The sequence below is a fragment of the Variovorax sp. AC103 genome, from assembly GCF_979254005.1.
Map to the genome: position 1 here is coordinate 136,629 of NZ_CEEDFC010000002.1, position 14,603 is coordinate 151,231.

The 14,603-nt window shown below is 68.2% G+C and carries 13 protein-coding genes; 7 read left to right on the forward strand and 6 right to left on the reverse strand.

The window, feature by feature from the left end:
• Position 1: 1 nt before the first annotated feature.
• Positions 2-814 carry a biotin--[acetyl-CoA-carboxylase] ligase gene (locus AC0IYU_RS03295; RefSeq protein ID WP_472112984.1) on the reverse strand — a complete coding sequence of 271 codons (813 nt, stop codon included), beginning with the start codon at positions 812-814 and terminating at the stop codon, positions 2-4.
• A 2-nt stretch (positions 815-816) separates the two neighbouring features.
• Positions 817-1,485 (reverse strand): SET domain-containing protein, encoded by a 669-nt coding sequence (locus tag AC0IYU_RS03300; protein ID WP_472112987.1) that lies wholly within the window; start codon positions 1,483-1,485, stop codon positions 817-819.
• Positions 1,486-1,570: 85 nt separating this feature from the next.
• Between AC0IYU_RS03300 and AC0IYU_RS03305 the strand changes: the two genes are divergently transcribed.
• Both AC0IYU_RS03305 and AC0IYU_RS03310 read left to right on the forward strand, forming a co-directional pair.
• Positions 1,571-4,528: a DNA topoisomerase III gene (locus tag AC0IYU_RS03305; RefSeq protein WP_472112989.1), complete on the forward strand. Its 2,958-nt coding sequence runs from the start codon at positions 1,571-1,573 to the stop codon at positions 4,526-4,528.
• 5 nt (positions 4,529-4,533) lie between these two features.
• Positions 4,534-5,520, forward strand: a complete 987-nt coding sequence (locus tag AC0IYU_RS03310; RefSeq protein ID WP_472112992.1) for a tripartite tricarboxylate transporter substrate binding protein — start codon at positions 4,534-4,536, stop codon at positions 5,518-5,520.
• A 57-nt stretch (positions 5,521-5,577) separates the two neighbouring features.
• Here AC0IYU_RS03310 and AC0IYU_RS03315 read toward each other — a convergent pair whose 3' ends face one another.
• Positions 5,578-6,504: a LysR substrate-binding domain-containing protein gene (locus tag AC0IYU_RS03315; protein ID WP_472112995.1), complete on the reverse strand. Its 927-nt coding sequence runs from the start codon at positions 6,502-6,504 to the stop codon at positions 5,578-5,580.
• Between the two features lie 123 nt (positions 6,505-6,627).
• On the opposite strand from AC0IYU_RS03315, the gene AC0IYU_RS03320 reads away from it, so the two are divergent.
• The 3 genes from AC0IYU_RS03320 to AC0IYU_RS03330 all read left to right on the forward strand — a co-directional run bounded on the left by AC0IYU_RS03320 (position 6,628) and on the right by AC0IYU_RS03330 (position 8,772).
• Complete coding sequence (locus AC0IYU_RS03320) at positions 6,628-7,590, forward strand: tripartite tricarboxylate transporter substrate binding protein BugE (RefSeq protein WP_472112999.1); 963 nt, start codon at positions 6,628-6,630, stop codon at positions 7,588-7,590.
• Between the two features lie 13 nt (positions 7,591-7,603).
• A complete protein-coding gene (locus AC0IYU_RS03325; protein ID WP_472113002.1) occupies positions 7,604-8,479 on the forward strand; it encodes an N-formylglutamate amidohydrolase in 876 nt (291 codons plus the stop codon).
• A 113-nt stretch (positions 8,480-8,592) separates the two neighbouring features.
• A complete protein-coding gene (locus AC0IYU_RS03330; RefSeq protein WP_435486720.1) occupies positions 8,593-8,772 on the forward strand; it encodes a hypothetical protein in 180 nt (59 codons plus the stop codon).
• 13 nt (positions 8,773-8,785) lie between these two features.
• On the opposite strand, the gene AC0IYU_RS03335 is transcribed toward AC0IYU_RS03330, so the two are convergent.
• Entirely contained in the window at positions 8,786-9,430 is a 645-nt protein-coding gene (locus AC0IYU_RS03335) for a TetR/AcrR family transcriptional regulator (RefSeq protein ID WP_472113005.1), read from the reverse strand.
• Between the two features lie 148 nt (positions 9,431-9,578).
• Between AC0IYU_RS03335 and AC0IYU_RS03340 the strand changes: the two genes are divergently transcribed.
• Complete coding sequence (locus AC0IYU_RS03340) at positions 9,579-11,222, forward strand: acyl-CoA dehydrogenase family protein (protein ID WP_472113008.1); 1,644 nt, start codon at positions 9,579-9,581, stop codon at positions 11,220-11,222.
• An 18-nt stretch (positions 11,223-11,240) separates the two neighbouring features.
• Here AC0IYU_RS03340 and AC0IYU_RS03345 read toward each other — a convergent pair whose 3' ends face one another.
• Positions 11,241-12,122: a gamma-glutamyl-gamma-aminobutyrate hydrolase family protein gene (locus AC0IYU_RS03345; RefSeq protein ID WP_472113011.1), complete on the reverse strand. Its 882-nt coding sequence runs from the start codon at positions 12,120-12,122 to the stop codon at positions 11,241-11,243.
• Positions 12,123-12,262: 140 nt separating this feature from the next.
• Between AC0IYU_RS03345 and AC0IYU_RS03350 the strand changes: the two genes are divergently transcribed.
• Positions 12,263-13,318 carry a sugar phosphate isomerase/epimerase family protein gene (locus AC0IYU_RS03350; protein WP_472113014.1) on the forward strand — a complete coding sequence of 352 codons (1,056 nt, stop codon included), beginning with the start codon at positions 12,263-12,265 and terminating at the stop codon, positions 13,316-13,318.
• A gap of 15 nt (positions 13,319-13,333) precedes the next feature.
• On the opposite strand, the gene AC0IYU_RS03355 is transcribed toward AC0IYU_RS03350, so the two are convergent.
• A complete protein-coding gene (locus tag AC0IYU_RS03355; protein WP_472113017.1) occupies positions 13,334-14,419 on the reverse strand; it encodes a catalase family protein in 1,086 nt (361 codons plus the stop codon).
• Between the last annotated feature and the right edge of the window lie 184 nt (positions 14,420-14,603).

Consider the following 14,603-nt stretch of genomic DNA (forward strand, 5'->3'; position numbering starts at 1 on the left):
GTCAGAAGGCCATGCCGCGAGGGCGCACGCTCACTTCGTCGCTGGAGATCAGCTGCAGGCCGGCGTCGGTGCGCACCTGCAGTTCACCGCCCCAGGCCACGCCTTCGCACATGCCGGCGGTGCCGTCGCTGAGCACCACCTCGCGCCCGCGCAGCACGTCGCGCGCGGCAAAACGTTCGGCGAAGGGGGCGAAGCCGCGGGCCTCGAACTCGCGCACGCTGCGCACCAGCGGCTCGGCCAGTTCGCCCAGCACTTCGGGTGCGCTGGCGTCGGGACGCCACTGGCGCAGCCACGCGGGCGGCGTGCGCATGCCGTCGGCTTCGCGCGGGCCGATGTTGATGCCGATGCCGATCACCACGTAGCGCTGCGCACCGGGTCTGCCGGCGTGCGGCATTGCGGTTTCGATGAGGATGCCGACCAGCTTGCGGTCGTTCACCCAGATGTCGTTGGGCCACTTGAGGCCGATCCCGTGCTCGCCCGACGGGTCGAGGCTTTCGGCCACGCTGACGCCGACGGCGAGCGACAGGCCCGACCAGTCGGCCGGTGCGAGAGGCAGGCCAAGCGAGAACAGGAGCGACGTCTGCTCCCGGCTCTGTTGCTCGCTCTGCCACGCGCGGCCAAGGCGGCCGCGGCCCGCGGTCTGGTGCTCGGCCACCAGCAGCACGGGCTCGACGCGGCCGGCGCGCGCGCGGCGCATGAGCTCGGTGTTGGTGGAATCGATCTCGGCCACGGCCTCGACCGCGAACCCGGGCAGCAGCGGCGCCACCGCAGCGGCGATCCGGTCCTCGTGCCAGGCAGCCGTGGTGTTGCCCATGCTCAGTCCTTGTCGGACTTGTCCTTTTCGGACTTGTCCTTTTCGGACTTCTTTTTCCCGTCTTTTTTCTCAGCCTTCTTGTCGGCTTTCTTGTCGGCCTTCTTGGCTTCCTTCATCTCGGCCTTCTTTTCGGCCTTCTTTTCGGCCTTCTTCTTTTCAGCCTTCTTCTTGGCTTTCTTCTTCTTTTTCTTTTCTTCGTCCTCATCCTTGGGTGTCAAGAGCGTGCCGCGGCACTCTTCGGAGCCGCACCAGCAAGGAAACTCCGACAGCAGCTTGGGCGTGTACGGCTCGTCGATGATCAGGCCGTAGTCGTAATTGAGCTCTTCGCCTGCAGCGATGTTGCGCAGCGCCTTGATATAAACGCGCCCATCGACTTCGTCGGCCTCGCAGTTCGGTTCGCACGAGTGGTTGATCCAGCGTGCGTCGTTGCCCTTGACGTTGCCGTCGATCACACGCCCGTCATCGATGTGGAAGTAGAACGTGTGGTTCGGCTGGGCCGGGTCGTGCGGATGGCGACGCAGCGCCTCCTTCCAGTTGATGACTTCGCCCTTGTATTCGATCAGCGTTTCGCCTTCGGCCAGGTCCTGCACGGCGAAGACGCCGTTGCCGTGGACATCGGAGCGGCGCATCTGAATTCGGCGGCCGCCGGAAATGGGGGTTTTGGAAGGCATTGCCGAAGTCTGTTAGTTTGAATGTGCACACATGCGCGTGTACGCGTGCGCACGCGGGAAGCCGCACAGTATAGAGAGCCCTTAGATGACAAAGACGTTGGTAATCGCAGAAAAGCCGTCGGTGGCACAGGACATCGTCCGTGCCCTCACGCCGGTGGCCGGCAAATTCGACAAACATGACGAGCATTTCGAGAACGACAGCTACGTCGTGACCAGCGCCGTCGGTCACCTGGTCGAAATCCAGGCGCCCGAGGAGTTCGACGTGAAGCGGGGCAAGTGGAGCTTTGCCAACCTCCCCGTGATTCCGCCGCACTTCGACCTCAAGCCGGTCGACAAGACGAAGACGCGCCTGAACGCCGTGGTCAAGCAGGCCAAGCGCAAGGACGTGACGCAGCTCATCAACGCCTGCGACGCGGGCCGCGAGGGCGAGCTGATCTTCCGCCTGATCGAGCAGTACGCCGGCGGCAAGACCGGGCTGAACAAGCCGGTCAAGCGCCTGTGGCTGCAGTCGATGACGCCGCAGGCCATCCGCGAGGGCTTCGATGCGCTTCGCACCGAAAAGCAGATGCAGGGCCTGGCCGACGCCGCGCGCTCGCGCTCCGAGGCCGACTGGCTGGTGGGCATCAACGGCACGCGCGCCATGACCGCGTTCAATTCGCGCGACGGCGGTTTCTTCCTCACGACCGTGGGCCGCGTGCAGACGCCGACCTTGTCCGTCGTCGTGGAGCGCGAGGAGCAGATCCGCAAGTTCGTCTCGCGCAACTATTGGGAAGTGCACGGCAGCTTCGCCGCCGAGGCCGGCGCGTACCCCGGCAAGTGGTTCAACCCCGACTGGAAGAAGGCCAACGCGCCGCTGCAGGCCAACGGCGAGCCCGACCCCGAGCAGCGCGCGGACCGCGTGTGGAACGAGCAGGAAGCGCTGGCCATCGCCAACGCCGCGCGCGGCAAGCCCGCCACGGTCACCGAAGAAAGCAAGCCCACCACGCAGGCTTCGCCGGGCCTGTTCGACCTGACCTCGCTGCAGCGCGAGGCCAACGGCCGCTTCGGCTTCAGCGCCAAGACCACGCTCGCGCTGGCGCAGAGCCTGTACGAACGCCACAAGGCGCTGACCTACCCGCGTACCGATTCGCGCGCGCTGCCGGAAGACTATCTGCCGGTGGTCAAGGACACCATGGCCATGCTCGCCGACAGCGGCATGAAGCACCTGGCGCCGTTCGCCAAGCAGGCGGTCGACGGCAACTACGTCAAGCCCAACAAGCGCATCTTCGACAACGCCAAGGTGTCGGATCACTTTGCGATCATCCCGACCCTGCAGGCCCCCAGCGGCTTGAGCGACGCCGAGCAGAAGCTCTACGACTTCGTGGTGCGCCGCTTCATGTCGGTGTTCTTCCCGAGTGCCGAGCACCAGGTGACCACGCGCATCAGCACGGTGGAGCAGGATGGCAAGAAGTACCCGTTCCGCACCGACGGCAAGGTGCTGGTCAAGCCGGGCTGGCTCGCGATCTACGGCAAGGAAGCCCAGGACGACGAGAAGGAAGACGACAAGGACGGCAAGCGCCTCGTGCCGGTGAAGCCGGGCGAGATCGTGCAGACCGAATCGGCCGACATCAAGGGCCTGAAGACACGCCCACCCGCGCGCTATTCCGAGGCCACGCTGCTCGGCGCCATGGAAGGCGCGGGCAAGACCATCGACGACGACGAACTGCGCGAAGCCATGCAGGAGAAGGGCCTGGGCACGCCCGCCACGCGCGCGGCCACCATCGAAGGCCTGATCGCCGAGAAATACATGCTGCGCGAAGGCCGCGAGCTCATTCCCACGGCCAAGGCGTTCCAGCTCATGACGCTGCTGCGCGGCCTGGGCGTGGAAGAGCTCTCCAAGGCCGAGCTGACCGGTGAATGGGAATACAAGCTCGCGCAGATGGAGAAGGGCGCGCTCAGCCGCGACGCCTTCATGCGCGAGATCGCCGCGATGACCGAGCACATCGTGAAGAAGGCCAAGGAGTACGACCGCGACACCGTGCCGGGCGACTACTCGACGCTGCAGACGCCGTGCCCCAACTGCGGCGGCGTGGTGAAGGAAAACTACCGCCGCTATGCCTGCACCGGCAAGAGCGGCACGGGCGAGGACGCCTGCGGCTTCTCGTTCGGCAAGTCGCCGGCCGGGCGCACCTTCGAGGTGGCCGAGGCCGAGGCGCTGCTGCGCGACAAGCACATCGGCCCGATCGACGGCTTCCGCTCCAAGGCCGGCTGGCCCTTCACCTCCGAGATCGTCATCAAGTACGACGAGGAGGCGAAGAACTGGAAGCTGGAGTTCGACTTCGGCGACGACAAGAACGCCGAGAGCGGCGAGATCGTCGACTTCAGCGAGCAGGACACCGTGGGCCCGTGCCCGGTGTGCGGCGCGCCGGTGTTCGAGCACGGCAGCAACTATGTGTGCGAAAAGTCGGTGCCCACCAACGCGCAGCCCACGCCGAGCTGCACCTTCAAGACCGGCAAGATCATCCTGCAGCAGCCGGTGGAGCGCGCGCAGATGGAAAAGCTGCTCGCCACCGGCAAGACCGACCTGCTCGACAAGTTCGTGAGCATGCGCACGCGCCGTGCCTTCAAGGCCTTCCTGACGTGGAACGCCGAAGAGGGCAAGGTGACCTTCGAGTTCGCGCCGCGCGAGGGCGGCAGCAAATTCCCGCCGCGCAAGACCTTCGGCAAGCCGGCGGCGAAGACCGCGGCCGCCAAGAAGGTGGCCGCCAAGAAGACGCCCGCGGCCAAGAAGGCACCGGCCGCGAAGAAGGCTGCGGCACCCCGCAAGCCGGGCGCGGGCCTCAAGCCCAGCGACTCGCTGGCCGCGGTGATCGGCGCCGATCCGGTGGCGCGCACCGAGGTCATCAAGAAGCTGTGGGACTACATCAAGGCCAACGGCCTGCAGGACGCGACCAACAAGCGCGCGATCAATGCCGACGCCAAGTTGAAGCCGGTGTTCGGCAAGGACCAGGTCACGATGTTCGAACTCGCGGGCATCGTGGGCAAGCACCTCTCGGCGCTGTGAGCCGCATGCAGCGCCGTCACTTCGCCACCCTGGCCGCGGCCGCGGCCGCGATGCTGCTGGCCGCCACGGGCGCGGCGCAGGCCGCCGCCTGGCCCGACAGGCCGATCAAGCTCGTGGTGCCCTTCCCGCCCGGGCAGGCCACCGACATCTTCGCCCGCGCGGTGGCCGAGCAGCTCGGCAAGCGGTTGGGCCAGCCGGTGATCATCGACAACAAGGCCGGCGCCGGCAGCAACATCGGCACCGAGTTCGTGGTGCGTTCGGCGCCCGACGGCTACACGCTGGTGGTGGCGGGCAGCGCGATGGCGGTGAACCAGACGCTCTACGCCAAGCCGGGCTTCGACCCCAGAAAGGACCTGGTCGGCATCTCGCTGGTCGCCAAGGTGCCGCTGGTGTTCCTGGCCACGCCCGAGAGCGGCATGCGCACGCTGGCCGACCTGACCGCGCGCGCCAAGGCCGAGCCCGGGCGCCTGAGCTATGCGAGCGCCGGCATCGGTGGCACGCAGCACCTGTCGGGCGAGATGTACAAGGCGGCGGCGCATGTGTTCATCACGCACATTCCCTACCGCGGCAGCGGGCCGGCGCAGTCGGACTTCCTGGGCAACCAGGTACCGTTGATGATCGATTCGGTGACGGCCGCGCTGCCGCACATCAAGTCGGGCAAGGCGGTGGCGCTGGCCGTGACCTCGGTCACGCGCTCGTCGCAGCTGCCCGAGGTGCCCACGGTGCGCGAGACCGGCGTGCCGGGCACCGCGAATTTCGAGGCCGTGGGCTGGCTCGGCCTGATGGCGCCGCGCGGCACGCCGGCAGACATCGTCGAGCGCCTGAACCACGAGGTGACCGACATCCTGAAGGGCGAGCAGATGGCGCGCTTCATCCGCGAGCGCGGCTCGGAGCCCGCCCCCACGACGCCGGCCGAGTTCGACCGCTTCGTGGCGAGCGAGATCGGGGTCTGGGGTGCGGCGGTGAAGGCGTCGGGCGCCAAGCCCGAGTAATCACTGCAAGGGCAGGGCGCGGGCACCTTGCCGCGCCTTGCCCGCGCCTTGTCGCCGTCAGCCCGGCGCGGCGGTCAACGCGTCCTTGCCCCGGTCGACCTCGGCCAGCAGCCAGCTGCGGAAATGGTCGAGCGTGGCCAGCTGGCCCCGCCCTTCGGGGTAGCAGAACCAGTAGCCCTGGCCGCCGCGGTAGCCGCCGCCGGGCAGCGGCTCGTCCACCAGCCCCGAGGCGATCTCGTCCTGCACCAGGCAGCGCGGCACCAGCGCCACGCCCATGCCCACCATCACGGCGCGGATCATGGTCTGGAACTGGTCGAACTGCGGGCCGGCGAGCGGGTCGAGCCCGCGCACGCCGTGCGCCTCGCTCCATTGCAGCCACGACTGCGGCACCGTCACGTGGCGCAGCAGCGTGCAGCGCGCCACGTCCTGCGGCGAGCGGATGACCACCTCGGCCTGCGCCGCGCGCGGTGCGATCAGCGCCACGTCCTGTCCCGCGAGGTAGTGCGAACGGGCGCCGGGCCAGTGGCCGTCGCCGAAAAGAATGGCGCAGTCGAGTTCGGGCCGCTCGAAGTCGTAGCCGTGCACGAAGGGCACGAAATGCAGCGTGATCTGCGGATGCAGGCGCTGGAAATCGGGCAGCCGCGGAATCAGCCACTTGGCGCCGAAGGTGGGCAGGGTCGACAGGTGCAGCGCGCCACCGCCGTCGCCGCTGGTGATGAGTTCCAGCGTGGCCGCCTCCAGCTGCGCGAGCGTGGCGCGCACCGCCTTCTCGTAGCGTTCGCCGGCGGGCGTGAGTGCCAGGCGCTTGCGGCTGCGCTCGAACAGCGGCGCGCCGATCCAGCGCTCGAGCTCCTGCACCTGCTTGCTGACGGCGCCCTGCGTGAGGTGCAGCGCTTCGGCCGCGCGCGAGACGCCGCCGAAGCGCACCACGGTCGAAAAGGCGCGCAGCAGATTCAGGGGAGGGTTGAGACGGCGCAGCGACATGGCAAGGACCTTGAAGGATCGCGATTAAAACATTCCGAATCGGAATATTAGCGGGTATATCCTTTGCTTCAAGTGAGGTGGCAAATCGCTTCTTCACCCTCAATGCACATTGGAATACACCCCATGCAACGTCGTCATTTCATTTCCACGCTGGCTGCCGCTTCTATCCTTCCAGGAATATCCTTTGCCCAAGGCAAGCCGATCCGTCTGGTCGTGCCTTTCCCGCCCGGCGGCGCCACCGACATCACGGCCCGCGTGCTCGGCGAGCCCATTGCCAAGATCCTGCAGCAGCCCGTGGTCATCGACAACCGCGCCGGCGCCGGCGGCTCCATCGGCATGGCCGAGCTGGCCCGCGCCACGCCGGACGGCCTGAGCTTCGGCATTGCCACGCTGTCCACGCACGGCGTGAACCCGGCCGTGTACCAGAAGCTGCCGTACGACCCGATCAAGGGCTTCGCCGCCGTGACCGAGATCGTCAAGGCGCCGGGCGTGATCGTCATCAACCCCGCCAAGCTGCCGGTGGCCAACTTCGCCGAACTGGTGAAGTACCTGAAGGCCAACCCGGGCAAGGTGTCGTACGCCTCGCCGGGCAACGGCACCATCGGCCACATGTGGGGCGAGCTGTTCAAGAGCAGCACCGGAACCTCGATGGTGCACATCCCCTACCGCGGTGCGGGCCCGGCCATCAACGACGTGCTCGCGGGCGAAGTGCCGGTGTACTTCGACCAGGTGGCCTCGTCGCTGCCGCACGTGAAGTCGGGCAAGCTGAAGGCGCTGGCCGTGTCCTGGACCGGCCGCCTCGACGTGCTGCCCGACGTGCCGACCTACGGCGAGCTCGGCTACCCGGCGAACAACGACCCGTCGTGGTTCGGCATGATCGCGCCCGCCGGCACGCCGGCCGACCTGGTGCTGCGCATGCAGCAGGCCGTGGCCACCGCGCTGAAGGACGCCTCGGTGCGCGAGCGCCTAGCGCTGCAGGGCCTGTACGCCTCGGGCACCACGCCGGCCCAGTTCACCAAGCAGATCGCCAGCGAGATCGACAAGATGAAGAAGGTGGCCGAATTCGCGCGCGTCCGATTGGACTGAGCCGCACCTGCCTATGCATCCAGTCCTGAAACTGATTCAAAACCGCGCCCAGGTGACCAGCGTCGCCGGGCACACGCCGCTGGTGCTGGACTCCCCGCACAGCGGCACCGTCTACCCCGAGGACTTCGGCACGGTGCGCGAACTCGCGACGCTGCGCCGGGCCGAGGACACGCACGTGGAGAAGCTCTACGCCTTCGCGCCCGAACTGGGCGCGGCCTGGGTGGAGGCGCACTTTCCGCGCAGCTACCTCGACGCCAACCGCGACACGACCGAGATCGACACCACGATGCTCGACGGCGAATGGACCGACCCGGTCTCCACCGACCCGCGCGTGCTGTCGAAGGTGCGCCTGGGCAAGGGCCTGATCTGGAAGCTCACCGACGAGGGCCTGCCGATCTACGACCGGCAGTTGCCGGTCGACGAGGTGCGCCGGCGCATCGACAGCTGCTGGCGCCCGTACCACGCGGCCGTGGCGCAGGCGGTGGACGAGGCGCATGCGCGCCACGGCTACGCCATCCACATCAACTGCCACTCGATGCCGGCCATCGCGGCCAGCCACGCGACCGACTTTCCGGGGCTGGCGCATGCCGACTTCGTGATCGGCGACCGCGACGGCAGCACGGCCGACCCGGCGCTGTCGCGCAAGATCTGCGAGCACCTGCGCGGCCTGGGCTACAGCGTGGACTACAACCACCCTTACAAGGGCGTGGAACTGGTGCGCCGCAACGGCAACCCGGCGGCGAACCGGCACAGCATCCAGGTGGAGATCAACCGCAAGCTCTACATGGACGAGGCCACGCTGGCGCTGGACGAAGCCGGTGCGGCACGACTGCAGGCGCACCTGCAGTCGATGGCCGAGATGCTGCTGGCCACGGACCCGCGGCGATGAAACCGGCCCTGTCACAACAACCCTGCCGCTGGCGGGCTTGTTGTGACAGGGCGGGCCGCCGCGCGGCCTATAGTGAACCGGCAGTGTCCATCCCCTCTCTCTTGGAGTTTCCAGTGAAGCCATTCATTTCAGCCGTGTTCGTGATCGCCATGGGCGCGCTGGTGTCGGGCTGCGCGGGCACGGGGTCGGCCGGCAGCGGCGCGAACGCATCGGGCGCGACCGGCGGCAGCGGCATCACGGTGTTCGGCACCATCGACGCCGGCGTGAGCAACACGACGAACAAGTCGCGCTGACACGCCCGGCCGCTCAGGCCACGCCGGCCAGGTAGCCGTGCAGCGCGCCGCGCAGCTGCCGTGACAGCGCCTGCAGGTCGGGCCGCCCGCCGGTGCCGATGTACGTGTGCGCCACCAGGCCGTAGAGGAGGGTCTGGCACACGCGAGCCATCTCCTTCTTCTCGATGCCGTTCCTGCAGCCGTCGGCCGCCAGGTCGCAGGCGGCGTCGAGCGCGCCCACCCATTCGCCCACGAAGCGGTCGTACATCTTTCGGTAGGCCTCGGGGCTGGAGAGATGGCGCTCCAGCAGGTAGTGCGCACCCCAGGCCAGCGGCTGCTCGCGGTGGGCGTCGAGCTGCGCATCGATCACCGCGTCCACGATGTCGCGCAGCGGCCGGCCCGCATGCGAGGCGACCGCCGCGCGCATGCCCAGCAGCAGCGCCTTGGAGCGCAGGTGCAGGCACACGCGCGCGAGGTCGTCCTTGTTCTCGAAATACTCGTAGAAGCTGCCGAGCCCCGTGCCGGCCACGGCCGCGATCTCGCGGATGGTGACTGCCGCGTAGCCCTTCTCGACCCAAAGCCGAACAAAGGCCTCCTGCAGCGCCTGCGAGGTGTGGCGCGCGCGGGACTGGCGCGGCTTTCTCCTCGGGGCGGCGGCCGCGGCGCGAGGGCTTGTCATGCGCACCGAACCCGAACACCCTGCGGGCGTGTTGTTCCTAGAATTTTCGAACCCATCGAACGGATTCTGCAGTGGCCTTGCGCGAAAGGGCGCCGCCTGAACCTTTCCGGAGCTTCTTCTCCGATACAGCCGACACAAGGAGACACCCATGACCACCGCCACCGGCATCCACCCCGACAACCAGGTTCCCGAACTCAAGGACTACAACGTCTACACCAGCGACCCCGCGCTGCGCGGCGCGGTGGCGCGCGGTGGCGCCGAATGGCGCGACGCCGAACTGGTGCGCCAGGGCGCGGAGTACGGCGCCGAAGCCACGCTGCGCGCCGCCGAGAACGCCAACCGCCACGAGCCCGAGCTGCACACGCACTCGCGCATCGGCGAGCGCATCGACCAGGTGGAGTTCCACCCCGCCTGGCACACCATGATGACCATCGCGCGGCGCAACGGCATCGCCAACCTGCCCTTCTTCGACGAGCGGCCCTCGGCCTGGGTGGGCTACGGCGCGTCGCTGTACATGCACAGCCAGATCGAGTCGGGCTCGACCTGCCCGACCACCATGACCAAGGCCTGCATCCCGGTGATGCGGCGCAACGCGGCGCTGTACGCGGCCGTGCGCGACAAGCTTGCCTCCAATGAACACGACCCGCGCGACATCCCGCTCGAGGGCAAGGCCTCCATGACGGTCGGCATGGGCATGACCGAGAAGCAGGGCGGCAGCGACGTGCGCAGCAACACCACGCGCGCCGTGCCGGCCGGCAGCGGCCCGTGGGGCGAGGAATTTCTCATCACCGGCCACAAGTGGTTCTTCTCGGCGCCGATGTGCGACGGCCACCTGGTGCTGGCCAAGACCGACGAGCACGGCGCCTCGTGCTTCTTCGTGCCGCGCTGGCGGCCCGACGGCAGCAGGAACCCCGTTCACATCCAGCGCCTGAAGGACAAGGTGGGCAACCGCTCCAACGCCAGCAGCGAGGTGGAGTTCAAGGAGGCCTGGGGCGTGCGGGTGGGCGACGAAGGCCGCGGCATCCCGACCATCATCGAGATGGCGACCGTCACCCGGCTCGATTGCGCGCTCTCCAGCGCCGGCTTCATGCGCCAGGCCTTCGCGCAGGCGCTGCACTACACGCGCAACCGCTACGCCTTCGGCAAGGCGCTGGTCGACCAGCCGGTGATGACCGAGCTGCTGGGCGACATGGCGCTGGAGTCCGAAGGCGCCACGCTGCTGGCGATGGGCCTGGCCTCGCGCTTCGGCTCCGCGGCGCCGATCGACACGGCCTGGCGCCGCCTGCTCACGCCCGCGGCCAAGTTCTGGAACTGCAAGCGCGCGGTGGCGCTCACCGGCGAAGCCATGGAAGTGTTCGGCGGCAACGGCTACGTGGAAGACGCGCCGATGGGCCGCCTGTTCCGCGAGGCGCCGGTCAACTCGATCTGGGAAGGCTCGGGCAACGTGATGTGCCTCGATGTGCTGCGCGCCGTCTCGCGCAATCCCGACGACGTGCACCTGGTGCTCGACCAGCTGCAGGGCATCGCGGCCGGCGAGCCGCGCCTGCTGGCCGAACTGCAGGCCGTGCGCCGGATGGTGCAGCTGCCGCCGCAGGACCTGGAGCGCCAGGCCCGCCGCTTCACGCAGCGGCTGGTGCTCTCGACGCAGGCCTGCCTGATGCTGGAACACGCGAGCGCGCAGGCCTCGGCCGCGTTCGTGTCCAGCCGCTTCGACCCCGACTGGGGCGCGGTGACGGGCATCAGCGCCGGCACCAGCGACCCGGTCGCGCTGGTGCGCGCCGCCTGGCACTGAGACGGCGTTGCGGCGCTGTCAGCGCCTGAGCAGCGCGCGCTGCAGCATCCGCGCCGCGCGGTCGCGGATCTTGCCGGTGTTGGAGCGAAGCGACGAGCGCGGCGCGACCTTGGCGGTGGCGCAGGCCCACAGGAAGTCGTGGAGGATGGGCGTATCGTCGACCGTCTCGTTGCTGCCGTACTTGTGGAACTCGGGGTGCCACTGGGTGGCGGCGATGTAGCTGCGGCCCCGGTCCGGCCGGCGGCGGATGGCCTCGGGCACGCGGTCGGGCAGGCTCCAGGCCTCGATGTCGAAGCCGGGCGCAATGTCCTTCACCCCCTGGTGGTGGATGCTGTTGACGCGCGCCGTCTTCGTGTCGGGAAACAGCTTGGACAGGCGCGTGCCCTCCACCACCTCGATCTGGTGGAAGTTCTGGTCGTAGGTCACCGGGTCGCGGTGGCGCAGCCCGCCGTCGTGCTGCGCCTCGATGTCCTGGTAGAGCGTGCCGCCGAAGGCCACGTTGATGAGCTGCAGCCCGCGGCACACGCCGAAGATGGGCTTGCCGGCCTGCTCGAAGGCCTCGACCAGCGCCAGGTCGTAGAGGTCGCGGATCTGGTCGCCGATCCACGCATCCTTGAGCGGCACCTCGCCGTAGCTGCCGGGCCACACGTCGGCACCGCCGTGCATCACCACGCCGTCGAGCCACTCGGCGTAGTGCGAGAGCTTGGTGTCGCCGCGCGCGGTCTCGCCGGTGGGGCAGGGCACCATCACCACCATGGCGCCGGCGGACATGAGCCAGTGCGCGATCGATTGCTCGACGTACTGCAGCGTCTTGTTGGTGAAGAGAGAGCGGGCCGGGTCGGCGTGCGAGAAGCAGGCGGACAGGCCGATCTTGAGCCGGGCGGAAACAGGTTGTGTCATCGCGGGACTGTCGACGGTGCGAACCGGACGAGGGGTGCGAAAAGGAAAATCCATTGTGGCTCTTTGGCCTCTCGCACGGGGTCGGACGACACGCCAAGTATGCTTTCAACGCTGCCCCAACGCATAAGGAAGACAAGCCGATGAAAACCATCCAGGGCCCCGCCATTTTTCTGGCCCAGTTCGCCGGAGACACCGCCCCGTTCAACACGCTCGACGGCATCGCCAAATGGGCGGCCGGCCTCGGCTACAAGGGTGTGCAGATTCCCAGCTGGGACGCACGCCTGTTCGACCTGAAGAAGGCCGCGCAAAGCCAGACCTACTGCGACGAGGTGACGGGCACCCTCGCTGCGCACGGGCTGCAGATCACCGAACTCTCGACCCACCTGCAAGGCCAGCTGGTGGCGGTGCACCCGGCCTACGATGCGGGCTTCGACGGCTTCGCGGCGCCCGAGGTGCGCGGCGACCCGGTGCGGCGCCAGCAGTGGGCGGTGGAGCAGTTGCACTTCGCGGCGAAGGCTTCCGCCAACCTCGGCCTCAAGGCGCATGCGACCTTCTCGGGTGCGCTGGCCTGGCCGTACCTGTACTCGTGGCCGCCGCGCCCGCCGGGGCTCATCGAGGAAGCCTTCGACGAACTGGCGCGCCGCTGGCGCCCGATCCTCGACGCATTCGACGCCGCGGGCGTGGACGTGGGCTACGAGATTCACCCCGGCGAAGACCTGCACGACGGCGTGAGCTACGAGATGTTCCTGGAGCGCGTGAACAACCACCCGCGCGCCTGCCTGCTGTACGACCCGAGCCATTTCCTGCTGCAGCAGCTCGACTACCTGGCCTACATCGACCATTACCACGAGCGCATCAAGATCTTTCACGTGAAGGACGCCGAGTTCAACCCCAGCGGCAAGCAGGGCGTGTACGGCGGCTTCCAGAGCTGGATCAACCGCGCCGGGCGATTCCGTTCGCTGGGCGACGGGCAGGTGAACTTCAAGGCCATCTTCTCGAAGATGGCGCAGTACGACTTTCCGGGCTGGGCGGTGCTGGAGTGGGAGTGCTGCATCAAGCATCCGGAAGACGGGGCGCGCGAAGGCGCTGCGTTCATCGCCGATCACATCATCCGCGTGGCGGACCGGGCGTTCGACGACTTCGCGGCGGGCGGCGTCGATGTGACGGCGAACCAGCGGATGCTGGGCATCGGCTGAAGCGGCTGCCAGACCTCAGCGGTGCATCGGGCAACCGTTGCGCTCGCTTCGGAAGCTGGAAGACGCCGCATAAGCCACCTTGCGCGCGCGCATCACGTTGCCCAGTGGGCGATGTGCGGCCAGCGCGTGCCAGGGGTTGAAGGCCATGCCGTCATCGAACTCGCGCGCCAGCGCCTCGCTCCAGACTTCCTGCGGATCGGCGGTGATGCGCGCGACCGCAATGAACGGGCTGAGCTCTTGCGACCACTCGACCGAGGCGTCTTCGATGGGCATGCGCTCGAGGTCCACGCACAGTTGCACGCGCAGTTCCCACACCGCCGGCTGCTGGCGCATGAAGTCGGCGACGGCCTCGCGCGTGCCGTCGGGCTTGTCGGTCAGGTCGATGGGCGCGTTCTCAAGCGCCTGCAGCGCGGGCGACACCGGCACCAGCTGCAGCTTGGCGATGTAGTTGCCGTAGCGCATCGGCACCTGCGTGAAGAAGGTGGCACCGAGCGGATGCGTCTCCGGGTGGCCGCCCATGGCAATGAGCGTGCCGCTCTTGCCACCGACCGCCTCGACCGCTTTCTCCACGCCCTGCAGCACGCTGGACAGCACCCGCTTGGCGTTGGGCGCCTTGTCGGTGGTGCTGGCGAGCAGCTTCAGGCTGCGCAGGAAGCCCTTGGCGTCGGGCGCGGCGAAGACCGGGCCGTCGACGAAGAGAAAGTCCTGCGTGCGCTGGTCTTCGGAGCCGTCGACGCGCGCCCCCTCGACGTCAAGCACCTTCACGGCCATGCCGCGCGGCAGCGAGACGCGGTCGTCGAGCACTTCCGCCGGCGGCGTCGACAGCCGCATCACCACCGGGAAGCGGCGCGCCGCCGCGAAAAGGCCCTGAGCCAGCGGCTCGGGCAGGCCGTCGAGCACGCGCAACTCGCCGCGCAGCAGGCCGTGGCTCTTGGCGTGCACGGCGCGCATGGCATGGCCGGTGTGGTCGGCCATGGTCTTCTCCATGTCGACGAGGGTGGCGACAAGTTCCGTCTGCGTCTGGGCCTCGTCGTCGTGGAAGGTCTCCACGGCGGGGTCGTAGCGAACGGGGGCGGTGGCGAGCATCGTGATCGTGTTCATGGCGCGATTGAGCGCACCGGCGCTGCGCACGGCTGTAGGAGCGCTTCGGCAAAGCGTGCGCTCGAACGCCTGCGGGTCCCGCGCAGGGTGCTCATGACCTGTGCTTCGGCTGCAACGCTATGCTTTTGATAGCTAACAGCGCTTGGTCAACGGTCATTCAGGGCCTTTTTCACGGGACCGTTGT

Bases quoted from the DNA above. Each gene is read 5' to 3' on its own strand.
- AC0IYU_RS03310 (WP_472112992.1), top strand. From the start codon at position 4,534: ATGCAGCGCCGTCACTTCGCCACCCTGGCCGCGGCCGCGGCCGCGATG.
- AC0IYU_RS03300 (WP_472112987.1), bottom strand. From the start codon at position 1,485: ATGCCTTCCAAAACCCCCATTTCCGGCGGCCGCCGAATTCAGATGCGC.
- AC0IYU_RS03320 (WP_472112999.1), top strand. From the start codon at position 6,628: ATGCAACGTCGTCATTTCATTTCCACGCTGGCTGCCGCTTCTATCCTT.
- AC0IYU_RS03315 (WP_472112995.1), bottom strand. From the start codon at position 6,504: ATGTCGCTGCGCCGTCTCAACCCTCCCCTGAATCTGCTGCGCGCCTTT.
- AC0IYU_RS03340 (WP_472113008.1), top strand. From the start codon at position 9,579: ATGACCACCGCCACCGGCATCCACCCCGACAACCAGGTTCCCGAACTC.
- AC0IYU_RS03335 (WP_472113005.1), bottom strand. From the start codon at position 9,430: ATGACAAGCCCTCGCGCCGCGGCCGCCGCCCCGAGGAGAAAGCCGCGC.
- AC0IYU_RS03295 (WP_472112984.1), bottom strand. From the start codon at position 814: ATGGGCAACACCACGGCTGCCTGGCACGAGGACCGGATCGCCGCTGCG.
- AC0IYU_RS03355 (WP_472113017.1), bottom strand. From the start codon at position 14,419: ATGAACACGATCACGATGCTCGCCACCGCCCCCGTTCGCTACGACCCC.
- AC0IYU_RS03305 (WP_472112989.1), top strand. From the start codon at position 1,571: ATGACAAAGACGTTGGTAATCGCAGAAAAGCCGTCGGTGGCACAGGAC.
- AC0IYU_RS03350 (WP_472113014.1), top strand. From the start codon at position 12,263: ATGAAAACCATCCAGGGCCCCGCCATTTTTCTGGCCCAGTTCGCCGGA.
- AC0IYU_RS03345 (WP_472113011.1), bottom strand. From the start codon at position 12,122: ATGACACAACCTGTTTCCGCCCGGCTCAAGATCGGCCTGTCCGCCTGC.
- AC0IYU_RS03325 (WP_472113002.1), top strand. From the start codon at position 7,604: ATGCATCCAGTCCTGAAACTGATTCAAAACCGCGCCCAGGTGACCAGC.